Annotated in this window: 22 protein-coding genes and 1 riboswitch; of the genes, 13 read left to right on the forward strand and 9 right to left on the reverse strand. The window is 31.2% G+C overall.

The genetic code is table 11. From position 1 onward, the window contains the following. Positions 1 to 29 precede the first annotated feature (29 nt). The 6 genes from ACJDUG_RS11760 to murI all read right to left on the reverse strand — a co-directional run bounded on the left by ACJDUG_RS11760 (position 30) and on the right by murI (position 3,691). Positions 30 to 461 carry a DMT family transporter gene (locus ACJDUG_RS11760; RefSeq protein ID WP_406770069.1) on the reverse strand — a complete coding sequence of 144 codons (432 nt, stop codon included), beginning with the start codon at positions 459 to 461 and terminating at the stop codon, positions 30 to 32. A 127-nt stretch (positions 462 to 588) separates the two neighbouring features. Next, positions 589 to 1,047 (reverse strand): dUTP diphosphatase, encoded by a 459-nt coding sequence (locus tag ACJDUG_RS11765; RefSeq protein ID WP_406770070.1) that lies wholly within the window; start codon positions 1,045 to 1,047, stop codon positions 589 to 591. Between the two features lie 219 nt (positions 1,048 to 1,266). Continuing rightward, positions 1,267 to 1,653 carry a DUF3783 domain-containing protein gene (locus ACJDUG_RS11770; RefSeq protein WP_406770071.1) on the reverse strand — a complete coding sequence of 129 codons (387 nt, stop codon included), beginning with the start codon at positions 1,651 to 1,653 and terminating at the stop codon, positions 1,267 to 1,269. 32 nt (positions 1,654 to 1,685) lie between these two features. After that, positions 1,686 to 2,204: a peptidylprolyl isomerase gene (locus tag ACJDUG_RS11775; RefSeq protein WP_406770072.1), complete on the reverse strand. Its 519-nt coding sequence runs from the start codon at positions 2,202 to 2,204 to the stop codon at positions 1,686 to 1,688. 117 nt (positions 2,205 to 2,321) lie between these two features. After that, entirely contained in the window at positions 2,322 to 2,762 is a 441-nt protein-coding gene (locus tag ACJDUG_RS11780) for a hypothetical protein (protein ID WP_406770073.1), read from the reverse strand. Positions 2,763 to 2,905: 143 nt separating this feature from the next. Beyond that, positions 2,906 to 3,691 (reverse strand): glutamate racemase, encoded by a 786-nt coding sequence (gene murI / locus ACJDUG_RS11785; RefSeq protein ID WP_406770170.1) that lies wholly within the window; start codon positions 3,689 to 3,691, stop codon positions 2,906 to 2,908. A gap of 318 nt (positions 3,692 to 4,009) precedes the next feature. On the opposite strand from murI, the gene ACJDUG_RS11790 reads away from it, so the two are divergent. Further along, entirely contained in the window at positions 4,010 to 5,908 is a 1,899-nt protein-coding gene (locus tag ACJDUG_RS11790; RefSeq protein WP_406770074.1) for a type I glutamate--ammonia ligase, read from the forward strand. A gap of 162 nt (positions 5,909 to 6,070) precedes the next feature. Then, positions 6,071 to 6,436: a zinc ribbon domain-containing protein gene (locus ACJDUG_RS11795; protein ID WP_406770075.1), complete on the forward strand. Its 366-nt coding sequence runs from the start codon at positions 6,071 to 6,073 to the stop codon at positions 6,434 to 6,436. 57 nt (positions 6,437 to 6,493) lie between these two features. Here ACJDUG_RS11795 and ACJDUG_RS11800 read toward each other — a convergent pair whose 3' ends face one another. After that, positions 6,494 to 7,042, reverse strand: a complete 549-nt coding sequence (locus ACJDUG_RS11800) for a 2'-5' RNA ligase family protein (protein WP_406770076.1) — start codon at positions 7,040 to 7,042, stop codon at positions 6,494 to 6,496. Between the two features lie 154 nt (positions 7,043 to 7,196). Here ACJDUG_RS11800 and ACJDUG_RS11805 point away from each other — a divergent pair, with 154 nt between their 5' ends. The 8 genes from ACJDUG_RS11805 to ACJDUG_RS11840 all read left to right on the forward strand — a co-directional run bounded on the left by ACJDUG_RS11805 (position 7,197) and on the right by ACJDUG_RS11840 (position 16,969). Continuing rightward, positions 7,197 to 7,373: a DUF1540 domain-containing protein gene (locus tag ACJDUG_RS11805; protein ID WP_406770077.1), complete on the forward strand. Its 177-nt coding sequence runs from the start codon at positions 7,197 to 7,199 to the stop codon at positions 7,371 to 7,373. 405 nt (positions 7,374 to 7,778) lie between these two features. Next, the gene (locus tag ACJDUG_RS11810; RefSeq protein WP_406770078.1) at positions 7,779 to 9,044 is read left to right on the forward strand and encodes a UDP-N-acetylglucosamine 1-carboxyvinyltransferase; all 1,266 of its coding nucleotides are present in this window, start codon (positions 7,779 to 7,781) and stop codon (positions 9,042 to 9,044) included. Between the two features lie 24 nt (positions 9,045 to 9,068). Then, entirely contained in the window at positions 9,069 to 9,857 is a 789-nt protein-coding gene (locus ACJDUG_RS11815; protein ID WP_406770079.1) for an MBL fold metallo-hydrolase, read from the forward strand. Between the two features lie 14 nt (positions 9,858 to 9,871). After that, entirely contained in the window at positions 9,872 to 10,441 is a 570-nt protein-coding gene (locus tag ACJDUG_RS11820; protein ID WP_406770080.1) for a GerMN domain-containing protein, read from the forward strand. A gap of 143 nt (positions 10,442 to 10,584) precedes the next feature. Beyond that, positions 10,585 to 11,088: an SEC-C metal-binding domain-containing protein gene (locus tag ACJDUG_RS11825; protein ID WP_406770081.1), complete on the forward strand. Its 504-nt coding sequence runs from the start codon at positions 10,585 to 10,587 to the stop codon at positions 11,086 to 11,088. Positions 11,089 to 11,169: 81 nt separating this feature from the next. Further along, complete coding sequence (rlmH, locus tag ACJDUG_RS11830) at positions 11,170 to 11,649, forward strand: 23S rRNA (pseudouridine(1915)-N(3))-methyltransferase RlmH (RefSeq protein WP_406770082.1); 480 nt, start codon at positions 11,170 to 11,172, stop codon at positions 11,647 to 11,649. A gap of 173 nt (positions 11,650 to 11,822) precedes the next feature. Next, positions 11,823 to 13,268, forward strand: coding sequence for a lipase family alpha/beta hydrolase (locus ACJDUG_RS11835; RefSeq protein WP_406770083.1), 1,446 nt, complete (start codon positions 11,823 to 11,825; stop codon positions 13,266 to 13,268). Between the two features lie 830 nt (positions 13,269 to 14,098). Continuing rightward, a riboswitch (cyclic di-GMP riboswitch) is annotated at positions 14,099 to 14,182 on the forward strand. 30 nt (positions 14,183 to 14,212) lie between these two features. Then, positions 14,213 to 16,969 (forward strand): beta strand repeat-containing protein, encoded by a 2,757-nt coding sequence (locus tag ACJDUG_RS11840; RefSeq protein ID WP_406770084.1) that lies wholly within the window; start codon positions 14,213 to 14,215, stop codon positions 16,967 to 16,969. Between the two features lie 324 nt (positions 16,970 to 17,293). On the opposite strand, the gene ACJDUG_RS11845 is transcribed toward ACJDUG_RS11840, so the two are convergent. Both ACJDUG_RS11845 and murQ read right to left on the reverse strand, forming a co-directional pair. Then, entirely contained in the window at positions 17,294 to 18,127 is an 834-nt protein-coding gene (locus ACJDUG_RS11845; protein WP_406770085.1) for a MurR/RpiR family transcriptional regulator, read from the reverse strand. A gap of 85 nt (positions 18,128 to 18,212) precedes the next feature. Then, entirely contained in the window at positions 18,213 to 19,124 is a 912-nt protein-coding gene (murQ, locus tag ACJDUG_RS11850; protein ID WP_406770171.1) for an N-acetylmuramic acid 6-phosphate etherase, read from the reverse strand. Between the two features lie 454 nt (positions 19,125 to 19,578). On the opposite strand from murQ, the gene ACJDUG_RS11855 reads away from it, so the two are divergent. The 3 genes from ACJDUG_RS11855 (at position 19,579) to ACJDUG_RS11865 (ending at position 23,774) form a co-directional block, all read left to right on the forward strand. Beyond that, a complete protein-coding gene (locus ACJDUG_RS11855) occupies positions 19,579 to 21,006 on the forward strand; it encodes a PTS transporter subunit EIIC (protein ID WP_406770086.1) in 1,428 nt (475 codons plus the stop codon). A 30-nt stretch (positions 21,007 to 21,036) separates the two neighbouring features. Beyond that, the gene (locus ACJDUG_RS11860; RefSeq protein ID WP_406770087.1) at positions 21,037 to 22,083 is read left to right on the forward strand and encodes a MupG family TIM beta-alpha barrel fold protein; all 1,047 of its coding nucleotides are present in this window, start codon (positions 21,037 to 21,039) and stop codon (positions 22,081 to 22,083) included. Between the two features lie 197 nt (positions 22,084 to 22,280). Next, a complete protein-coding gene (locus tag ACJDUG_RS11865; protein ID WP_406770088.1) occupies positions 22,281 to 23,774 on the forward strand; it encodes a WD40/YVTN/BNR-like repeat-containing protein in 1,494 nt (497 codons plus the stop codon). Positions 23,775 to 23,786 lie beyond the last annotated feature (12 nt).

Below are 23,786 nucleotides of genomic sequence, written 5' to 3' on the forward strand. Positions count from 1 at the left end.
TATTATAGCTAATAAGCAGTAATATAAGGTCAGCATTTCCATCTAAAAATAATAATCCCTGCAATTATAATTACTACACCAACTATTTTAGTTGAACCAAATACTATTTTTTCAGAATCAAATAATCCTAGGGCATCTATTATAGCGGCTGCACTAAGTTGAGCTACTAATATTATTGATATTGAGCAAGTAGGGCCTAAATTTTTTATACCCATCATAACTGTAAATATGATAACAACACCAAGCAGCCCACCAAGCAAATATAACTTATTAATACCTTTTATATCTTTAAAGCTGCCGTTTCCTGCAATTAAAAAAATAATTACACATAAAATTAGTCCCGTAGCTTGAACAAAGACATTTGTCTCCCAGGTTCCAATTTTATATGAAAGCCTGGTATTAAATACCCCTTGAAGACTCATAGCCACTCCTGCTATTATAGAAAAAATTACGCCTAACATAAAAAGTCACCTTCTATTATCATATTTTATTTTTAATTAGTATTATTATCTTAGTTTGCACTTTTAAGATAAATTTATTATTACTAATAAAATTCAATATAATAATTAAGGTGACAAACAGATTACACTATGCGCTGAAAACTTCGCAATTTGCGTTTAAAATGTCATCTTCTGTGAAACCTAAGAACAAGCTTAAGCTTAAAAGGTCCTCTATAATAGTTATATAATGATCTTTAGATGAACATACCATAAAGTCGTTCATATCAACAAATAAATTTAAAAAATTTTCTGTAAGCTCATATTCAACTTCTTTAACTTCAAAATCAGTTTCAGTAAATCCTTTTTCAACTCCAATACTTAGAATAAGATATATAGCTTCTATATATTTTTCTAAGATTCTTTTTCTAGCTTGTATTTTCCTAGAAGTCCAATAGTGAAAACATTTAGTTTCATTTGCTAATTCTCCAACCTTTACTTCTAAAGCTAAAAGTTTTTGATAAAGTAAAAGTTTGCCTTGTGTATCTATTTTAGATTGGATTTCTTCATCGAGTTTATTTTGATAATCATACAGCTTTTGTAAGTTCATATAAGAGCCTGCCTTTCCTTTTAAAAAATAGTATAACTATTATTTTAAGACACTTCCTATTGTACTAAATATCAATGAATTTTAAAAGTTCTGTAAACTTTTACAAAAAAATTTTTCCCTATTTTTTTAAAATTCTAATAAATTGCTTTATTATGGTACTTTAAATAATTAAGGGATAAAAAGAAAAAGAACTCCAATAGAGAGTTCTTTTAGTAAATTTTATTTAGATTTTTGCTGAATATATTTTTTTGCCTGTTCTCTTTCATCAAGCAAATGATTAACTAAGTAATAGAATTCCCAGTTAATAGAGGTGGGTGTTACAACAGCTAAGATTGGTTTAATAGTTTCATTTTCTCGTATTTTCCTCACCATTTTATCCAGTTCCTCATCGGTAAAATTATTAAATAAAATGATTTTTTCCGCAGGCAAAACCTTATCATAAGTATCCAACATAAGGCCGTTAATAATATCCTTAAGCTTCATGTTTGCCATGTTGTTTTCAATAACCTTATACTTAGGAAGTTGAAGTTCCATAAAGATCTTATGAAGTAAAGCTTTCTCTTCTTCATTGAAGCCATAAATAAGAGTCATCTTATTATTATTCATAATCAATTCTCCTTCCACTATGGAGTCAACTGTTAATATTTAGTTGGTTCTCCGTATTCTGCACCAAAAGTATCTACGGAGACCTCTTCCATTACCTGATCAGCAAGAGGCTTATCCCTAAAGTCCCTTTTAACACCAACAATCTCTTTTGCAACTTCAATACCTTCTACTAATTTTCCAAAGGAAGCATATTGTCCATCAAGATGAGGGGCATCGGAAGTCATAATAAAAAATTGACTTCCTGCTGAATTTGGGTCTGATGTCCTAGCCATAGATAAAACTCCGATAGAATGTTTTAAGTCATTTTTAAATTTGTTTGAAGTAAATTCTCCCTTTATTGAATAGCCAGGGCCTCCCATTCCAGTTCCATTTGGATCTCCTCCCTGTATCATAAACCCAGGGATAACTCTATGAAATATAACGCCATTATAGTATTTTTTATTAATTAAGCTAATAAAGTTCTTAACAGTATTTGGTGCTACTTCAGGATAAAGCTCCGCTTTCATAATTTTACCTGTATTCATTTTAATTGTAACAATAGGATTTGGCATATTTAATCTCTCCTTATCTGCATAGTTTCATCTAGTAGTTATTACCATAGTAATAATAATTATACAATACAATTCAAAAAATAAAAACCCTGCTTATGTTAATTCGCAGGGTTAAAACTACAATTCTTCAGTGGTATAATTCATAGATAGTTTGGCATTAAGTATTGGTGTTTTTGATTTTATTATAAGACTGCCTCCAGGAATAATTATTACATAATGATTAGTTAATAGGTTTGAAGTACAAGTTATAGTAGGCAGCTGTGTCATATGTGAAATATTATTATTTTCATATAAATGCTTAATTTCTAAATTTTTATTTAAGGAATAACTAACATTATCTGTCATAAAAAGCTTCAGCTCAGTACTTTCATAAGGCTTTAAATAAAGGTTGCTTATTGTATATACTAAACCGCTGTTTATGGGGTTATTAATTTCTACATATCTAAACGGAAAAGTCTCTTCAATATTTGAAGAAAATAAATTGTCTGATTCTAACAAGGTTCTATATAGAGTTAAAGGCTTTTCTCCAGTGAATTTTGATAACCAAAAAACTTTCATTTTAATCACCTTATTTCCATTGTACTTTTATAATTCAATGTATTCTAAGGTGGTGAAATATGTTCTCTAAGAAATTGCCTAATATTAAAGTATATTTTTGCAAATCATTAAGCTGTTTAAAAGTCATAAGTGAAGTTTTAAGCTTAACTATTTAATAATTTATAAGAGAAATCTATTATATTTCCACTATCTAGGGAGTTTAATATTTCAACAGTGCCTTCCTTAGCCTGATTATTCAAAGCATTAATATTTTCAAGCTGTCTTTTTAATTGCTTTGAGGTTCCTATACTTCCATCAATTATAGTAGTGTCTTTACTAAGAACTTTTGATAATTCAGCTTTAATAAAAGGATAATGTGTACAACCTAATACAACAGAATCAACTGGGCTATTTAGGTAAGGTTTTAGTTTTTCTGTTAGATAGAAATGTACTTCATCTCCATGGATTTTACCATTTTCAATTAATTCAACAAGTCCTGCACAAGGCAGAGGTACTATTTCTGCTTCGTTTTTATAAAAATTCATTAAATTATTAAATTTTGTTTCACAAAGTGTCATTGGAGTAGCCATTATTATTATCTTACCTGAATATTGATTTTCTACAGCAGGCTTAAGTGCAGGCTCAATACCTATAATAGGAATATCTTTATAATAGGCTCTTAGATCATCTATAGCAGCGCTTGTTGCAGTATTGCATGCTATAACAACAGCCTTAACCCCTTTAGAAATTAAGTATTCAACAGCAGCAAAGGTAAGTATTTTAACTTCCTCAACTGATTTCACACCATAGGGTGCATTTTTAGAATCACCGAAATATATGAAGTTCTCATGGGAAAGAAGCTTTCTTGCCTCTTTTAGAACGCTTATTCCGCCAACCCCAGAATCAAAGAAACCAATTGGTTTATTATTAAACTCTTCTTTTGTTTTTATGTTCTTCACCCCCTGAGCTCATTATATTACAATCTACAGTAATTATACTCCAAAAAACAAAAGTTGTGTAATAAAAATATTTCTTAAAATTGAAGGAATGCATTCTTTAAAAATTTCAAAAGAATGAAATAAATAATTTTGAAACCTTCAATTTTTGTATTGACTCATGTACTTTACTATAATAAAATTGAGTTTAGAGTTTGTAATAATTATTCAAAATCAATGCAAATTTATAATAGACATGTCTGTAACTAAAGCACTATATGAACGTATAATGAAAGTATTAGGATTTAAAAATTAAAATTTTAGGGGGCAATTATGTATAAGGATTTAATATATCTTGTACCTAAGAAAGAACATTCTAAAGATAGTTTGAAAAAATTTCTTGCAGATCACTCTGAAATCAAATTTGTATCATTGGTTGGTATAGATTTAGCTGGAAATGATACAGATGAAAAAATACCCGTAAAAGTATTCTTGGATGATATTGACACCTTTCTAAATGGATCAGTTCAAACTGACGGTTCATCAGTAGCCCTGCCTGGTATAGCAAGTCTTAATAACGCAAAGGTCGATATAGTAGCTGATTTAGAAGTAAATTGGTATATAGATTATAATTATGAAAATACAGACATAGAAACTAATAAGCCAGTTGGAACACTAAGAATTCCAAGTTTCTTATTACATGAAGGAAAGGCTGTAGATTCAAGAAACATACTAAACTGTTCAATAAATTATGTTAAAAATACATTGCTAAAGCTATTTAAAAACTATCCGGAATCATTAAAGGATTACGGCATTAAATATGATGATATAGAAGACATTGTTCCAACTTCAGCAACAGAACTTGAGTTTTGGGTAAAAACCCCAAATGAAAAGGCAGAAGTTGAAGAACTTTCAACTTCTCAGGTTCTTAAGGAACAGTATTGGACAAGAACAAAGGGTTCAGTTCGTACTGCCTTAGAAGAAAGCTTAATAATTATGGATAGATACGGCTTAGAACCAGAAATGGGGCATAAAGAAGTTGGTGGAGTAAAGGCAAAGATTAATGAGTCAGGCAATCTTACTCATATAATGGAGCAGCTTGAAATAGACTGGAAGTATTCAACTTCACTTCAGGCAGCCGATAATGAACTTTTAGCTAGAACAATTGTGAAAGAAACCTTTAGAAGATATGGTCTTGATGTTACTTTCCTCGCTAAGCCTATAGAGGGTGTTGCAGGTAGCGGCGAACATACTCATGTAGGCTTAGCTTTAAAATTAAAAAATAATAAAAGGATAAACTTATTTACGGCAAATAAAGATCATTATCTAAGTACAATTGGATATGCTTCTGTAATGGGTGTACTAAATAATTACGAGGTAATTAACCCTTTTGTATCAGCAACTAATGATTCACTAAGAAGACTTAAGCCAGGATTTGAAGCACCTGTATGTATAGTTACTTCCCTAGGTCACAGCATTGAAGTTCCATCTAGAAACAGAACAATTTTAATGGGTCTTGTACGTGATGTTGAAAACCCGCTTGCAACACGGTTTGAGCTAAGAGCCCCTAACCCTCACACAAATACTTACTTGTGCCTAGCAGCTTTATACATGGCAATGATGGATGGAATAAGCTATGCATTAACCAATAGAAAAACTGAAGATGATCTTTTAGCAGAGCTTTCAAAAAAACCAGGTGAAGAAGCATCATATCTACAAAAAGATAGGGCATATAGAACTGAAGAAGATGTATTTGAAGACTTTACTACTGAAGATAGAGAAAGATTTTTTGGAAAAGCCCCAGCAACTGTTTATGAAAATCTTACTGCATTTAATAAATATCCAGAAAAGTTAAATTCACTTAAAGCAGGGGATGTTCTAAACGACAAACTGATTAACAGTTTTAGACTAGCTGTTGTTAAAAGATGGCTTACTGAGATAACTGGCAGGATTATAGTGGATTATAGTGATGAAATAAGAGACTGCAAAATGCTTCATTCCATAGATAAGGCATTAGACCTTGATGTTTCAAATTGGATGTCTATAAATAACTTAAGATATTATATAATGAAGGATTCCTATACTCAGAAAAGCTTATTTACAAGAATTAAGGATGCAGTAGATGCTGCTGACTATGAGGAAGTTTCAAAACTTCAAATAGAGTTAGAGGATAAAATGAAAGAGCTTAGAGACCTATATGCAGCTTATAAGAAAAATTTATTAGATATCTAAAAGCTTTTCCTAATTAATAATTTATAAATAGCTAAAAAGTCCCCCCCCCGGGGGCTTTTTTATTTAGACAAATTACTAATTGGCTTTCTTACTTGGAATCAATTTAATTGATTTAAACATATATTATATATAGAAATATAATTGGTTTTAGGGGTTAGATTTATGGCATTTAAAGATAATTTGTTTAAAATAGGAAAATACTTAGAGGATGGAGTCTCAAATGTTGCTTACAAATCAGAAAATCTAATAGAGATATCCAAGCTGAATATGTCATTATCTTCTAATGAGAAACATATTGACGAAATTTACTTAAAAATAGGTAAGAAAATATATAAGGAATATACAGATAATAAGGTTAATGACAGCAGCTTAATAGAAAAATGCAAAGAAATAGATTCAATAAATAAAGACATAGAATGTATAAACAAAAAGATATTAAAGCTTAAAGATAGGAAGCTGTGCAAGAAATGTGGAACAGTAATGGAAAAGGAAGACGTATTTTGCCATAAATGCGGCAAACAACAATAAACAATATGAATTATGTGAGCCACGGGAACTTTTCTCGTGGCTCATTTTTTGAATTAATTAAAATGTTCTTAAAGGAAAGCTTTTTACAAGCATCTCCTTTTTATTATTTATAGGCTTCCAAAGCTCAATTTTCTCAATTTTAGCAAGTCTATAAAAGCCGTCTTTTTTAGCATCGCTGCAGGCAGCAACATATTCTTTTCCTGTCCATTCTCTAATAGCATAATTTGCGTTAGCCAGTGAAACGTGTAAGTCCCAATTTTCTATATTTTCTCTAACATTAAAACCATGTAGTTTTAATGTATCATTAATAGTTCTTGCTAAACGAATAATATATCCCTTATTTTCAATTTTTAAATTTACAGATTTATATGGAGGATCAAAGCATATAATTCCATTTGTTTCTACTTTAAATGTCTTATATGGTTTTAACACATCGGTAAGTACCTTAGAAAGTTTATCCATATCAGGATCTTCGATTGTTTCTAAAGTTATATGAAGCATAGGAGTATTTTTGTATAATTTATATTTTTTACAAATGTTTTTTTGAATCGTTTCCATAGCAGAGTAAGACTCTGTATCGAATAAAGCAACTAAATAGTATTTCATTTTTTCCCCCTTAACTAAGTAGAAGTTATAAAAGTATTATACCATATTTATTCCAAGTATAATATGAATTGTTTATTCTAATACTAAAATAGTATACAGCTTATGTATTATGTCTATGATGTATGCAATATTTAATTGTTAGGAGGAGTTAAACATGGGAACTGTAACCAATGAAAAACATAACAGCAGTATAGGATGTACTGTGAGTGAATGTAAGTATCATTGTAAGGATGATAATTATTGTACCCTGCAGCAGATTCAGGTAGTTAAGCATGAAGCCAAAGCAAATACCGTACAATGTACTGATTGTGGAAGTTTTGTATTAAGTTAAAATTAACTGTATTAGTTGTAGAAGGTAGTTTTAACTAAAAATACTTAAGACAAATCTTAAGTGTTTTTAGTAATAAACTGCCTTTTATTTTTTTATAATATGCAAGAAATTTGTATTTTAGTATCGTACTTAAGAATTCATTAAGGATTTTTAATGCTATATGAAAGTATTTATAAATAAATTGCAGATTTGCCATAGAAATTACACTTTATTTAATATATAATAGAATATTATATAATGGAAAATGTATGTTTTCTATACTTTGTGGAAAAATATACCTAATATTAAAACTATGGTATACTATTAATTTTATGATATAATGAAACTTGTAATTTAGCATGGGAAAATATGATTTTAATTGATATAGTATTATGTAATAAAAAATAAGTAAGGATGGGTACTGGCATGGATAAGCTTGTTATAAATGGTGGAAAAAAGTTGTTTGGAAAGATAGAAATAAGCGGAGCCAAAAACGCTGCTGTTGCAATATTACCTGCAGCAATTATGGCCAGCAGTGGTGTTTCTGTAATAGACAATATACCTGAAATAGAAGATGTTCAATGTATAGAAAGAATTATTGAAAGCCTTAATTGTAAGATAAATAAAAGTAATAATTGTGCAACCATAGATAGTACAGCAATTAATAGCGTTTTTGCTAATACAGATGATGTAAGAAGGATGAGAGCTTCTTACTATCTTATTGGTGCACTTTTAGGCAGATTCAAGGAAGCAAATGTAGATTTACCAGGAGGATGCGCTATTGGAGTAAGACCTATAGATCAACACATAAAAGGTTTTGAGGCTTTAGGAGCTGTGGTTACCATAGAACATGGACTTATAAAGGCAAAAGCAGAAAAGCTTATAGGAGCAAATATTTTTTTTGATGTAGTAAGTGTAGGAGCAACAATTAATGTCATGCTAGCAGCAACACTTGCAGAAGGGACAACAATACTTGAAAATGTGGCTAAAGAACCTCATGTAGTAGACGTAGCTAACTTTTTAAATTCTATGGGTGCTAATATTAAAGGTGCTGGTACTGATATAATTAGAATTGTTGGTGTCAAAGAACTAAAGGGCTGCAATTACAGCGTAATTCCTGATCAAATCGAAGCTGGTACATACATGATAGCAGCTGCTGCTTGTGGAGGTGAGGTTGTTGTTGGAAATGTTATTCCAAAGCATCTTGAGTCAATAACAGCTAAGCTGATTGAAATGGGAGTTCATGTTACAGAAAATGAAGATTCAATACTTATAAAATCAGATAGAAGATTAAAAGGTGTGAATATAAAAACACTACCTTACCCTGGATTTCCTACAGATGTTCAGCAGCCAATGACGACTCTTTTAAGCATAGCTCAGGGGAGAAGCATTGTAAATGAGAGCGTATGGGAAAGCAGATTTAAATTTGTTGATGAACTTAAAAAAATGGGAGCAAATATAAAGGTTGAAGGTAGAACTGCAATTGTAGATGGAGTTAACAAATTTACAGGTGCTGTAGTTAAGGCCACTGATTTAAGAGCTGGAGCTGCAATGATAATAGCTGGACTCGCAGCAGAAGGAACAACAGAAGTGACCTGTATTGATCATGTCGATAGGGGATATCCATACATTGAAGAAAAATTTAAAATACTTGGTGCGGATATAAGAAGAATAAAGACAGAAGATTGTTAAAGGGTTATATATAGGTGAAGGTTTATGATATTTTGTTCGTTATATAGTGGCAGCAGTGGAAACAGTATATTTGTATCCTCCGGTAAGACAAAGGTGCTTATTGATGCCGGGTTACCAGGTAAAAATATAGAAAAGGCCTTAAAGGAAATAAACGAAAATGCTTCAGAATTAGACGCTATTTTTGTAACTCATGAACATATTGACCATATTAAAGGTGTAGGGGTATTATCAAGAAGATATGATATACCCATATATGCAAATGAGCTTACTTGGAAAGCCATGAGTAGTTTAGTAGGTAATATTAAAGAGCACAATATTATGGTTATGTCTAAAAATTATACAAGCATAAAAAATATGGATATAAAAAGTTTTCCAATATCTCATGATGCAGCGGCTGCACAAGGCTATGCATTATACCATAATAAGAAGAAAGCAGCTGTTGCTACAGACTTAGGTTATTACTCTGATATAGTAAGAGAAAATATTGAAGATGCTGATGTACTTCTATTTGAAAGTAATCATGATATAGAGATGCTAAAATTTGGACCATATCCATATAATTTAAAAAGAAGAATATTAAGTGATATTGGACATTTATCAAATGAGGACTGTGGGAAAGCCATAGCAGATATGATAGATGGCTACAAGAGAAAAAAAGTTGTTTTAGGACATTTAAGCAAGACTAATAATTATCCGGAGCTTGCATATCAAACAGTAGTAAATATTTTAACTGCTAGAAAGATAAGCTTAAATAAAGATATTGGACTCACTGTAGCTAAGAGGGATATGCCAAGTAATTATGTTGAATTTTAGAGTGGGGTGAGAGCATGAAAAGGTTACTTTCAGTATTCTTATTCAGTACTTTAGTTATTACTTCAATAGGATTTACTGGGTGCGAAAAAAAAGATAAACTTAGCTCAAATAACAATGAGAAAATACAAAGTGTAGTATTGCCTAAAGAGAAAGATAATAGTATTAGTTTAGATTTATACTTTGATGGCTCTACTACAAAGGATAAAGCAGAGGTAGTTAAAGAAGAAAGGCTTATTAATAAAGAAGAGGTTATTGGCGAAATTATAATGCAGGAATTTTTAAAAGGGCCTTCTAACGTAAGCATGTTAAAGCCAGTTCTACCTAAAGAAACAAAACTTCTTAGCTTTTCTATTAAGGATAAGGTAGCTTATGTGAACTTAAGTAAAGAAGCTAACTTTGATATGACTCCAGTTAAGGAAGAAGCCTGTCTTAGAGGCATTTTAAATTCTTTGACTCAGCTTCCATCAGTATCAAAGGTAAAAATACTAGTTGAAAACAAAGATATAGAAAGCCTAGGGGGAAATTACAATATATCTAAGCCCTTTGGGAAAGATGATATTGAAAATATATTGTTGAAAAAATAAAGAAAAATTATTATAATTGTAATAAAGTTACAACAAAAGATTTACAAAAGTAGGTTAAGTCCTGAATGGACTTTTACGGGTAGTATATGATTGGTATGAACCTATTTAACTACCCAGTTTGACCAGCGAAAGGAGAAACGAGAATGAGCCTATATAAAGAATGGACAGATATGGTTGTAGAGTATGTAAAAACTAAAGGGGAAGCTGCTTTCTGGAAGGAATATGGAGCAATTGAAAAAAGTATATATACGAAACTCTTAGCAAATCATAAAGAAATTGTAAAAGGTACAGTTAAAAACTTGGCAGAAGAATTCCAAACATCAAACATATTTTTTATGGGATTTTTAGATGGGATTAATGAAAGTTTAAAAGAAAGTATTGATTTAGAAAATATAGATGAAAATTCAGAAATAGAAATAAATATAGACTTTGAGAAGCTTTATTTCAATATGCTGGATGCAAAAGCTGACTATCTATATGAACTACCACAATGGGAAGGTATCTTTGTTAAAGAAAAGAGAAAAGAAATCCAGGTAAAGTGGAGAGAAACTAAAACTATCATTAATGAAAATAAAGTAGGAAGAAATGATCCATGTCCATGCGGCAGCGGGAAAAAGTATAAAAAGTGCTGCGGTACTAATGCATAATATCAATTGTAACTTAAATGCCGACCTATTGTATAAATATAGGGCGGCATTAATTTTATAGATAAAGGATTGAGGCTAGCTATGAATATAACGCTAATAACTGTTGGGAGAATAAAAGAAAAATATCTTAAGGATGCCATTAATGAATATTCAAAAAGGCTAAGCAGATATTGTAAACTTGAAATAATTGAACTTCAGGATGAGAAAACACCTGATAATGCTTCGGAAAAGGAAGAATTTCAGATAAAGGTAAAGGAAGGAGAGGCAATTTTAAAATGTATAAGGGATAGTATGTTTGTAGTTGCCTTGGCCATAGAAGGTAAAATGTTATCTTCAGAGGAGCTTGCAGAATTTATTAAAGATGCAGGCATAAAAGGTAATAGCAGTATAGCATTTGTTATTGGAGGATCCCTTGGCCTTTCAAAGGAAGTTTTAAATAGAGCTGATTATAAATTATCTTTTTCAAGAATGACTTTTCCTCATCAGTTAATGAGAGTTATTTTACTTGAACAGGTTTATAGGGGATTTAGAATTAATTACGGTGAACCGTACCACAAATGATGTAAGTATGAATTATGTGATATTAATTAAATTGCAATAAGATTTTAAAGGTTGAGGAAAAACTCAATCTTTTTTTCATTCACCCACCATTCTTAAAAACTATGGGTTTCTGTTGAAAAATATGGTAAAATATGATTATTTAATAAGAATTCCAACCTAAGTAAGGAGAAATTATGATAGCAGCTATAATAACTTTTGCATTAACACTAATTGTAATCAGTATTGCATACTTAGATATTAATAAGAAGATACATTTACTGAATAAAATCTTTTTGCATGTGTATTTTATTTTCGCTCCTCATATTTTTTTGTTAGGGTACTTTTTTAGTGAACGTACTAAATTTGGACAAGATAACGTTATATGTAAATGGATTATTTTAGCTGAGGCAATTTTTTTCACTTTTTATATTTGGATAAAAGTAAATATAGTTCCATATGCTAGGAATCATATTGTAAACATTAGATTAAGGGTAATGATATGTGGAAGAAGTATTGTTTTATATGGATTGTATGCAGCTTTTATTCAAATCATAATATATCAAATGGGAGTTGCAACAATACAAAACCTCGCCATACCTAAGAATATCTTAATAATAGACATTGTTATTATGGCATTAAATATTATTATATTACTTACAAATGGTATGATAAGAATTTTATGTACTTCAAGAAGATTAAATATAATGAGGCGACTTATAGTAGTTTTTGGGAGCCTTATTCCAATCATAAATGCGCTTATAATGATATATGCCTGCCATATAGCAAGAATAGAATATGATCATGAATGTTATAAAGTAATTAATAATAAAGCTCGTGTTGATTCAGAAGTATGTAAAACAAAATATCCACTCGTATTAGTTCATGGTGTTGGATTTAGAGATTTAAAATACATTAATTACTGGGGAAGGATACCTAAGGAATTAATTCGCAATGGAGCAACAGTTTATTACGGTAATCAAGAAGCTTGGGGGACAGTTGAGTATAATGCAAAGGACATTAAAAATAAAATTCTTGATATTATGAAAGAAACAGGATGTAAAAAGGTAAATATTATTGCCCATTCAAAGGGAGGACTAGATGCACGTTTTATGATAAGTAAATTAGAGATGGGGGACTGTGTGGCATCACTAACCATGATGTCATCACCACATAGAGGATGTAAGTTTGTTGATATTGCTTGTAAACTTCCTGATAAAATTTACAAAGCTATTGCAAGGTTTTTTGATAAATATTATAGGTTTCTAGGGGATAAAAATCCTGATTTTTATACTGCAAGCAGACAGTTTTCAACTAAACATAGTGAAAAATTTAATGAAGAGGTAAGGGATGCTCCGCAAGTGTATTATCAAAGTTACGCAACGGTAGTAAAGAATATATTAAGCGATTATATAGTAGCCATACCTTATATTTTAGTAAGGTTAACAGAAGGTGAAAATGATGGCTTAGTATCTATTAAATCTGCTAAATGGGGTGAATTTAAAGGGGTATTAAAAAATAAACGAAGGCGAGGGATCTCTCATGGAGATATTATAGACCTAAGAAGAGATGATTATAAAGGGTTTGATGTAATAGAAAAATATGTGGAAATTGTAGCAGCACTTAAGGAAGAGGGTTATTAAACACTTATTTTATGATAAACCTTTGCTTATCGATAGCAAAAAAGAAATTAAAGGATAAATGAATAATACGATAATAGAAGTATAATAGTTTTATCTATTAATAATAAGATATTTTTATTTTTGATAGGAGAATAGAGATGAAAAACAGAAAAATGAAGATGATATCCTTAATATCTGTTTTGATAAGTTTAATGTAAAATTTGAGATTCAAGCCTTAGGACTAACTGTTGAGAGAATCAGTGGAAGTGATAGATATAGTACATCTTTAGAGATTGTAAAATATATAGATAAGAATTGTTATAATGTAAGAAAATAGTTATAAGCAATGGCTATGGTGAAGCTAATGTTTGTTTTTGAGCTTGTTCAGGTGACGCATAATGTGCATTCTGAATGAGCTCTCTTTTTATGGTTCTATAAAAGAAATGGGAAAACCTCTTTTGAAGTAGTTACGGAGGGCCGTACTACAAAAAAATGAGGTTTTTAATCAACATTTATTATTAAATGTCCATATTTGAAATATATTGTTGAAATATATTTTTTTACAATTGTTGTTAATAATTGGTATATTGGATATAATTATATTTAAAACAGCATGTTTAATATATTTTACTGATCAGAACCTATCAATGTACTATAGGATAAATTATCAACAAATTAGATTTAGATTTGATTTCTTTGTAGAAAATATTAGAAACTTATCTTTAAATTCTAATTTTATATATTTTAGCAAGCTGAATTTAAATTATACTAAAGGATGGAGGTGATCTTTCATAATATAGGACATATCTCTAATGTCGAAGATAAGAAACTAATGCTCCTGTGCAAGTTTCTTATATTAGGGGAGCTGAGAAGTGCGGTCTGTATCTGGACACTTGGGCTGCATGGAGCTAATAGTGTAACCGCCCCTCTTAAAAAACAAAAATATTTTAAGAGGAGAAAATTTTATGAACAAGAAAAAAATATCATTGGCTCTGGCTGTTACAATGTCATTAAGCATTAGTATTGGAACCAATGCTAATGCAGCGAGTGCAACTAACATCCAAACAGGTAGAACACAAATGTCAGACATAAAGGTTACTGGGGTAATTACCCCAGATAAACCTACACATAAAAACGGAGATACAACGGTTAACTTAACTGGAACAGTTACCATTGATGGCCCACAATTAGTTGTAAAAGTAGATGGTGATGATAATACTGTTGTGAAAAAAATTAGTGATACTAAATGGTCTTATTCATATGTAGCAAAATTAGATCAAAATACAGCAACAGACCCAGTGTTTACAATTGAAGCCTATACAATATACGTAAATGGAAAGCCCGCTGGTGATGTTCACACAAAAGCGACTCCTGTTACCGAAAAAGTGGATATAACTCCACCAGTTATCACCATCTCAGATTATCCGAAAGACCCGACTAACCAAGACATCACTGTTACCGTAAGTACCAACGAAGGTACACTCAATGCAACTAGCCATACTTTCACAGATAACGGGAGTTTTGATTTTGTGGCAACTGATGCAGCTGGGAACCAAACTATTAAAACTGTAAGAATTAATAATATAGATAGAGTGGCACCTACGGCGGCAGTTAATTATTCTACCACTACCCCAATAAATAAAGATGTGGTGGCTACCATAAAACCGAGTGAGCCGGTAACTTATACAAACATCGATGCTCTACCTAGTACTATTATGTTTGACTCAGATGCATCTACATTGACATTTTCTAAAAATGGAAGTTTTGATTTGACATTTGCTGATGCAGCAGGTAATCCGGGATCTATACGGGTTAACGTGGAGAATATTGACAAAACATCTCCAGTGGGTTCAATTGAGTATTCAGAAACTGCGCCAACGAATCAAGATGTCACTGTAACACTTAATGCAAATGAACCTATTACCGTAACTAATAATGGAGGGTCATTATCATATACTTTCAAGGAAAATGGAGATTTTACCTTTGAATTTGTAGATGTAGCTGGCAACGTGGGTAAGGCTATGGCAAGTGTTAGTAATATTGACAAGGTAGCTCCAACCGCAACCGTTGAGTATTCTACTCAGAATCCAACAAATAAGGATGTTGTAGTAAAAATTACTCCTAGTGAGTCAGTTACTATTTTAAACAATGGAGGAGCAGACACATACACATTTACAGATAATGGGGAATTTACATTTAATTTTGTTGATGCAGCGGGTAATAAAGGTACAGCTACCGCGGTTGTTAGCAACATTGACAGGATTGCTCCTGAAATTACTATAGACCCATTCAATTCGACTGATCCAACTAACCAGGACATTACAGTTTATGCTCATACAAACGAAGGTTCACTTAACGCAGCTAGCCATACATTTACTGAAAACGGAAAGTTTGAATTTGTTGCAACTGATGCAGCAGGAAATGTGACTTCAAAAACCGTACAAGTCACAAATATTGACAAAGTAGCTCCTGTAATTACACTTGGAGATTATAATACATCTCCGACAAACAAAGATATTACAGTTACCGCATCTACTAATGAGGGTACACTTAATGTAGATAGTCATACATTTACCTCAAATGGAAGCTTTACTTTTACAGCAACTGATGCAGCAGGAAATGTAGCTGAAAAAACCGTAGTAATCACAAATATTGATAAAGTGGCTCCTGTAATTACACTTGGAGATTATAGGACAGATCCAACTAACCAAGACATAACAGTTACCGCAACCACAAACGAAGGTACACTTAATAAAGATAGCTATACATTCACTGAAAATGGAAGCTATACTTTTACAGCAACTGATGCGGCAGGAAATCAAAGCAGTAAAACAGTTACCATTAACAATATAGATAAAGTCGCACCAGTCATTACAACAGGCAGCTATATCACTTCATTAACTAATAAAGATATCACAGTTACCGTTAGTACTGACAAAGGTATGCTTAATGTAACAAGCCATACATTCACTGAAAATGGAAGCTTTACCTTTACAGCAACTGATGAAGCTGGAAATAAAACTGATTGCATCATAGTAATCACAAATATTGATAAGGTAGCTCCTGAAATTACACTTGGTGATTATACAAAAGATCCGACTAACCAAGACATAACAGTTACCGCTGCTATGAATGAAGAAGGGTCACTCAATGCTCAGAGCCATACATTCACCACAAATGGTAGTTTTGACTTTGTAGCAACAGATCTAGCCGGTAATACTACCACAAAAACAGTTACTATTACGAATATTGACAAGATACCACCAGTAGTAACTGGAGTTATAAATGATAAATATTACAATATAGCTGTAACACCTATTTTTAATGAGGGAAATGCTACACTAAATGGAGCACAATTTACTTCAGGAACATCGGTATCAAATGAAGGTTCTTACACACTAATTGTAACAGATACGGTTGGAAACAAGACAACAGTTGAATTTACAATAGATAAAACACCACCTCAACTGATTAATGTAACATACAACAGCAAAAACCAAACAGTTACAGGGAAAGCAGAAGTGGGATCATTTGTAAATGTATCATTCATAAATAATAATAGCAATGACGGCGCTACAACTTCCGTTGCTACTGTACAAGTAACGAATGCTGATGGTTCATTTACTATTGCAGCAAAACCAAATAAAAATCAGTCGATTATTGTAACAGCTACGGATATTGCTGGTAATTCAACAGTTGTAAACAACGTACCAACAAATTAAATATTAAGGTAATCGCTCAATATTTAAGTGCATTTATAAAGTACCTTTGGCGTGACTAACCATAATAGACCATTTAGGAGTCTATCATTAATCTGTTAAAGCAAGCTGCAGAAGAAAATGAATATATTAAAATGAATATAGAAATGGACAATGGTATTTGATGCCATTGTCCATTTTGAAATTCAATGTGAAGTTAGGTGCCAGCCTCATTAGATATTAGGATCATTGGCGTTTTCCCATAACCTTCGTTATACCAGTTATGGGAACAAAAGCTGTGCTAATAAAAAGAAATAGAAATTTAGGTTTATTACAAACAGTCTGTTTTTATCTTAATTTATTTACCAATTGTCGTGAAGCCATTATATTCTTTTTGTGATCATCCAATTTATCAGAAATCATACCTAAATATAATAAGTCTGTTAAAATTAAGGATGAATTTCTTGATGAAACAGCACCGAGTCTTAAGTCCTTTTCTTGAGATGGTACATATAACACTAGATTTGTAAATTTCAATAATGGACTTTTTATAAACTGTGTTATTGAAATTGTCGTTGCTCCTTGATTTTTTGCCTGTTCCATTGCTATGTTTATTTCTTTTGTATTTCCACTGTAGCTAACCGCAAGGGCAACATCCTCTTTAGATATATAAGTTGTTGCTGCTAATTGCATATGGAAGTCGTTATAAAACACTACATCAAATCCAACACGAGATAATTTTTGAGCTAAATCATAACAACAAATTCCAGAACTACCTATACCGTATAAATAAATACGTCTAGCATTTTTCATAGCCTGAACTGCATCATTTAGGGTTTCAATTCTTAAAAGCTTGTAAGTCTGCTCTACAGCAGAAGTATCAGATGCCTTTGACTTTTTTACTATTGTTTTTAAAGAGTCATTTTGGCAAATCTTTTCAGAAAATAGTGGAATTTCTTCAGTATTATCCTTTGCAAGGTCTATTTTTAATTCACTAAAACCATTATATCCAAGTTTTTTTGAAAACCTTATAATTGCAGCTGGAGATGTATTTGTTTTGGCAGCAATATCCTGAACTGAATCATATATTATACTATTTACATTCTCAAAAATAAATTGTGAAATTCTCTCTTCTGTCTTTGTGAAATTATCACAGGATTTAATTTTATATAAACAACTCATGAAATGACCTCGCTTTAAATTTCATTGGTTAAAATTAATATACCTATAATAATTGTACCAAATTTATTGATAAATTGCATAAGATTTAACCTTTTATTTTTCTAATAGCTTTTGAAATATTACCATTCTCATTAGTTAAAATTTCACTGCAAACTTCTTTGCTTTTCTTTGTTAAAACCATACAAATTGCAACTTTAACATTATTATCACTTTCCAATAAATATTTAGAGGCCTCATCTGTTGTACAATTTGAACTTTTAGCTATAATATTTGTAGCTCGAGACACTAATTTCTCATTTGTTGGTTGAACATCCACCATTAAATTGTGATAAACTTTACCTAGCTTTACCATTAAAGAAGTAGAAATCATATTCAATATCATTTTCTGTGCAGTTCCAGCCTTCATTCTTGTACTGCCAGTAATAACTTCCGGCCCAACTATAGCCTCAATTGATATATCAGCATGTTTACCAATTTCAGATGAATGTACACATGAAATTGTTCCAGTTAATGCACCAATTTCACGAGCATAATCAAGTCCACCAATTACGTAAGGGGTTCTACCGCTGGCAGCTAGTCCAATGACAACATCGTTCTTATTTAGTTTATTATTTATTAAATCCTCTTTGGCAAGTGTAGGTGAATCTTCAGCGCCTTCTATAGCTTTTAAAAGGGCACCATATCCACCTGCTATTAATCCTTGAACTAGGCTAGGGTCCACTCCATAGGTTGGAGGACATTCACTGGCATCTAACACTCCAAGCCTTCCACTTGTACCAGCTCCTATATATATAATTCGGCCCCCTAATAACATTCTTTCATAAGCAAGATCAACTAATTTTTCAATAAATGGAATCACCTTTTCTACTGAATAAGCAACTTGTTTGTCTTCATTATTAATTGTCTTTAAAATATCTTTAGTATCCATAACATCAATATTTACACTATTTTCATTAATTCTTTCTGTATCAAGAACATTTAAATCAACTTTCATTATAATCACTCCTTTGTAACTCCATTATAATAATATTAAAATAAAATTTCAATATTATTTAAAATAATGTGTAATAAATCTTCGAAATAATTGTTGAATATTTGTCATATTTTTTATTTTTATTAATAAACTTATTATTACAAGGTAATTAAATAAACGGCTTAATTTTAATTATGTAAACAAATACATAAAGCTGGATTACACATAAACTTCATGCTGTATATTAAATTAAACTTATTATAGTTTTAAAAGTTCTAGTTTAAAAGAATGATGAAATATTATTTTAACTATAGAAACTATTTTTTTGAAATATTATTGACATATGAATTGAACAAGCTATAATAAAAGTATACCAAATAAAAAATGCAAAGGTTATCAATGATAGTAGATATGTAGCTAGGAATTATTTTTAATAAGATTTTATTTCTACTATTTATGATGACGGAAAGGAGATATTATGGATTATAAAAGAATTGCACAAGAAGTATTAAATTCTGTTGGTGGGAAAAGTAATGTTTCAGCTAACTTCACTTGTATGACAAGACTTCGAATCTCTCTTAAGGACACATCAAAGGTAAAGCTTGATGAAGTTAAGAAAATTGAAGGTGTATTGGGTGTAGTTGAATCAGACACATTACAAGTTGTTTTTGGACCAGGAAAGGTAAATAAGGTTGGAGATGAATTTGCCTCTCTTACAGGTATAGCGCTTGGAACTTCTGATGAAGTTAATGCAGAAGATCTTGCTAGAGAAAATAAGGCTGCAAATAAAGCAAAACAAAATCATCCTGTCCAAGTTTTCTTAAGAAAAATTGCTAATATTTTCGTACCTTTATTACCAGGTATTATTGCAGCAGGTTTAATTAATGGTTTAACAAATGTTATAAATGTATCTACACATAACTCCATCAGTGGAATTTGGTGGTATGAATGTATAAGAACAATGGGATGGGCGCTATTTGCATACTTACCTATATTGGTTGGTATGAATGCAGCAAAGGAATTTAAAGGCTCACCTGTACTTGGAGCATTAGCAGGAGCTTTATCAATTGCAAATGTTGCTATGCCTCTTCTTTCTAAATATGGTGCAGGCAAATTACCAGTTAACCTTCCAATAACAAACACTGTATTTAATCCAGCAGCTGGTGGATTATTAGCAGCACTTATTGGCGGTATGGTCTTTGCATTAATTGAAAGGCAAATTCGTAAAATTATGCCAGACATGCTTGATACCTTCTTTACACCATTACTAACAGTAATTATTGGCAGCTTAGTTGCATTACTTGTTCTTCAGCCAATTGGAGCTGGACTTACAACTGGAATTTTCGGGTTATTAAGCTTCTTCTATAATAGCTTAGGAGTGGTTGGTGCATATATTTTATCTGCAGGGTTCTTACCACTAGTTGCAGTTGGATTACACCAAGCATTAACTCCAATACATGCAATGTTAAATGATCCTAATGGAGCTACAAAGGGAATAAACTATCTATTACCTATTCTTATGATGGCAGGTGGCGGACAGGTTGGTGCTGGTTTTGCATTATACCTTAAAACTAAGAATAAGAAATTAAAACAACTAACTAGAGACTCATTGCCAGTTGGTATTTTAGGAATTGGCGAACCAATGATGTATGCAGTTACTCTTCCACTGGGAAAACCATTTATTACTGCATGTTTAGGAGCAGGACTTGGCGGAATATTAGCACGTATATTTAATTTAGGAACTGTATCTCAAGGTGTATCAGGATTATTTGGATTATTAATAGTTCAGCCAGGAAGTCAAATTTATTATATAATTGCAATGGTAGGAGCTTATATAGGTGGATTTGCATTAACTTATTTCTTTGGAGTTGATCATGATAGAATTGATGAGGTATATGGAAAATAATTAGATTAACTTACGGAAAAAGGTGTTATTATGAATCAATTCGGAATATCACTATATCTTGGAACTGGATTTGAAAAAAATAAAGAAATAATTGAAAAGGCCCAAAGTAATAATGCTAAATATGCTTTTACCTCACTTCATATACCTGAAGAGAGCATAGAGGATTATGAAAAAGAGGTAAAAGCGTTACTAGATATTTGTAAAATAAACAATCTAAACTTAATAGTTGATGTAGGTCCAAGAACTTTGGGAAAGCTAGGCTTTAAAGACTTTAAAGAATTAAAGCAAACAAGTATAACTCATTTACGTTTAGATTATGGTTTTACCTATGAACAAATAATTGAGCTATCTAAAGACTTTAACATTGTATTCAATGCATCAACCCTTACAGAAGAGGACATAAAAGAATTAAAAAGACTTAATGGAGATTTTTCGAAATTTTCAGCATGTCATAACTTCTATCCTAAGCCTTTAACTGGATTGTCCTTAAAGAAGGTATTGCATATGAATCAAAGGCTAAAAAGTCTTGGAATAGCTACAATGGCCTTTGTGGCAGGAAATAAAGAATTAAGAGGGCCACTTCATAGGGGATTGCCTACAGTTGAAGAACATAGAAATGGTGATATATTATTTAATGTTCTTCAATTAATAAAGAAATGTGAAACAGATATATGTATGATTGGTGATATAGATATTTCAGATGAAGACTGGAGAAAATTAAAAGAATTATCAGTAGGATATGTAGCTTTACATGCTAATATCAATGAAGAATATTCATTTGTGAAAGATACTATTCATCATGATAGACCAGATTCCAGTGAATATGTTATAAGGTCTCAGGAATCACGCGAGTTTAGTTCACAAGGGAAAATTTTCAAAGTTGAATCTTTGAAAGAACGTAAAAAAGGCAGTATTTCCATAGGAAATCTCGATTATTTAAGATATTCAGGTGAACTAGAAATCGCAAGACAAGACCTTGAATCTGAGCCTAAAGTTAATATTATAGGTGAAGTTCATAATGAGGACATTAAGTATTTAGATTATATTACAGATGGTTTAGGCTTTAAATTAATATAGCTTTATAAATAAGAAATCCATCCTTTTAATTAAGGATGGATTTCTTATTTAAGACTTATATAAAGGTTATATAAAGCCTTAAATGATAGATTAATTTAAATAGCTGAAAGTTTGATGTATAATATAGTAAATAAATATTCAAGATAAATAATTATCTTAAAAAAATATTAAGAATTATATGGGGTGTAGAGGTAGAAGTGAGAGTTAAAAAACAAATTACAAAATCAGGATTTATCTTATCATTAATAAGCTGGTCAATATTTATATTAGTATATTGGATTTCATTTTATGAAGCATATACCTTAAGTAGATTTGGACGCTTTAAGAATAATACAACTGTACTAATGGGATGTATGGTGTTTTTTTTGCTTTGGTTTATAATTCTAGTTATTAGAATTGTAAAAAAACCAGCAGCTGTAACCGAGCAAATTGAAGATGAATACAAGTTTTATTCACGCTGTAGGACTATATGGAATTTTGTAATTATACTAATTATAGTTATTATTACTTGTACTTATGGGGTAAAAATATATCATAGTTCAATAAATTATAATGGAAAGCTATCATGGTACTTACATGATTTAAAGGATAAAAGAACTGTAAAACTTGTTCATAGCCATATATATGAAAGTGGTGTAGAAGGCATATTTACAGATATCAATAAAAAAGTTAAAATGCCTGAAAAATTATATATTTCAAGTAATTTTACCCTTAATTTTGATTCTGAGGGGGCAATAACATCTTTTGATACCTTTCTTTATGGCAAGAATGATAAAGGTGAATTAAAAAGCTATTTAATTAGTTATAACAGCAGTAAATCAAAAAATATAACTATATATTTAAATGGTAATGTAAATGCAAATTATAACAATGATAAGCTCTTAGAACCATTTATTAAGACAATGAAGGTTATAAAGCTAAAGGAAGCAGTGAGCAAATGGCCTAATGAGAAGTATGGTATACTTTACTCAGGTAAGCGGAGTTTTGGATACAATACTACAGGAATTGTTTATATTGATTCAAAGGGGAATGTAACCCCTGCAGTTAATGCCTATTCAGAGATAATAGGATATACAGTTTCTGTATATGTACCTGGTAAAGAAAATGTAATCACACCAATTAGATACAACTTAACAGATGTTGTAAATAATAGCAAAGGTGTGGAACCTTCACAGAGTAATGGCAATAATCCTAATCAATATAAGAATAATGTTGATGAATTTTATTTAACAAAGCAAGTAGGATTTCGATTAGAGGTAACGGGAGCTGCTTTGGGCAGCAGGGCTTATTCATTAACTGGTACAGTTGATAGTGGGCAAACCTGGAAGACTATAAATACAGATCCTTTCTCAGGGATGCTTGGATCTGCAGCAGGAATTACTTTTTTGAATGAAAAATTAGGATTTCTTTGTCTTTCTTACAGTGGTGGAGTTAAGGGGCAACTATTTCGGACAGAAGATGGAGGAAAGTCTTATAAAAAGGTAAATTTTCCTGAAGTAAAAGCAGTATTAAGCAGTGGTGCAGAATATAATCCCTTTGATTTACCTGAAATGCCTTATGAGGAAAACGAAATTATTGATGTTCTTGTTGGACAAGGAGCAGATGGTGATTATAAGGGAGGCTGTAAAGTCTTGTATCAATCGACTGATAAGGGAATAACATGGAAATATGTAAAGGAAGTGAATAAATAAGTTAAGGTGGTG

The organism is Candidatus Clostridium stratigraminis, from assembly GCF_045310675.1.
In the GTDB taxonomy this organism is placed as follows: domain Bacteria; phylum Bacillota; class Clostridia; order Clostridiales; family Clostridiaceae; genus Clostridium_AT; species Clostridium_AT stratigraminis.

What these genes read in the sequence shown, in the direction of transcription:
- ACJDUG_RS11760 (WP_406770069.1), bottom strand. Translation starts at nt 461, where the DNA reads ATGTTAGGCGTAATTTTTTCTATAATAGCAGGAGTGGCTATGAGTCTT.
- ACJDUG_RS11765 (WP_406770070.1), bottom strand. Translation starts at nt 1,047, where the DNA reads ATGAACTTACAAAAGCTGTATGATTATCAAAATAAACTCGATGAAGAA.
- ACJDUG_RS11770 (WP_406770071.1), bottom strand. Translation starts at nt 1,653, where the DNA reads ATGAATAATAATAAGATGACTCTTATTTATGGCTTCAATGAAGAAGAG.
- ACJDUG_RS11775 (WP_406770072.1), bottom strand. Translation starts at nt 2,204, where the DNA reads ATGCCAAATCCTATTGTTACAATTAAAATGAATACAGGTAAAATTATG.
- ACJDUG_RS11780 (WP_406770073.1), bottom strand. Translation starts at nt 2,762, where the DNA reads ATGAAAGTTTTTTGGTTATCAAAATTCACTGGAGAAAAGCCTTTAACT.
- ACJDUG_RS11790 (WP_406770074.1), top strand. Translation starts at nt 4,010, where the DNA reads ATGTATAAGGATTTAATATATCTTGTACCTAAGAAAGAACATTCTAAA.
- ACJDUG_RS11795 (WP_406770075.1), top strand. Translation starts at nt 6,071, where the DNA reads ATGGCATTTAAAGATAATTTGTTTAAAATAGGAAAATACTTAGAGGAT.
- ACJDUG_RS11800 (WP_406770076.1), bottom strand. Translation starts at nt 7,042, where the DNA reads ATGAAATACTATTTAGTTGCTTTATTCGATACAGAGTCTTACTCTGCT.
- ACJDUG_RS11805 (WP_406770077.1), top strand. Translation starts at nt 7,197, where the DNA reads ATGGGAACTGTAACCAATGAAAAACATAACAGCAGTATAGGATGTACT.
- ACJDUG_RS11810 (WP_406770078.1), top strand. Translation starts at nt 7,779, where the DNA reads ATGGATAAGCTTGTTATAAATGGTGGAAAAAAGTTGTTTGGAAAGATA.
- ACJDUG_RS11815 (WP_406770079.1), top strand. Translation starts at nt 9,069, where the DNA reads ATGATATTTTGTTCGTTATATAGTGGCAGCAGTGGAAACAGTATATTT.
- ACJDUG_RS11820 (WP_406770080.1), top strand. Translation starts at nt 9,872, where the DNA reads ATGAAAAGGTTACTTTCAGTATTCTTATTCAGTACTTTAGTTATTACT.
- ACJDUG_RS11825 (WP_406770081.1), top strand. Translation starts at nt 10,585, where the DNA reads ATGAGCCTATATAAAGAATGGACAGATATGGTTGTAGAGTATGTAAAA.
- rlmH (WP_406770082.1), top strand. Translation starts at nt 11,170, where the DNA reads ATGAATATAACGCTAATAACTGTTGGGAGAATAAAAGAAAAATATCTT.
- ACJDUG_RS11835 (WP_406770083.1), top strand. Translation starts at nt 11,823, where the DNA reads ATGATAGCAGCTATAATAACTTTTGCATTAACACTAATTGTAATCAGT.
- ACJDUG_RS11840 (WP_406770084.1), top strand. Translation starts at nt 14,213, where the DNA reads ATGAACAAGAAAAAAATATCATTGGCTCTGGCTGTTACAATGTCATTA.
- ACJDUG_RS11845 (WP_406770085.1), bottom strand. Translation starts at nt 18,127, where the DNA reads ATGAGTTGTTTATATAAAATTAAATCCTGTGATAATTTCACAAAGACA.
- ACJDUG_RS11855 (WP_406770086.1), top strand. Translation starts at nt 19,579, where the DNA reads ATGGATTATAAAAGAATTGCACAAGAAGTATTAAATTCTGTTGGTGGG.
- ACJDUG_RS11860 (WP_406770087.1), top strand. Translation starts at nt 21,037, where the DNA reads ATGAATCAATTCGGAATATCACTATATCTTGGAACTGGATTTGAAAAA.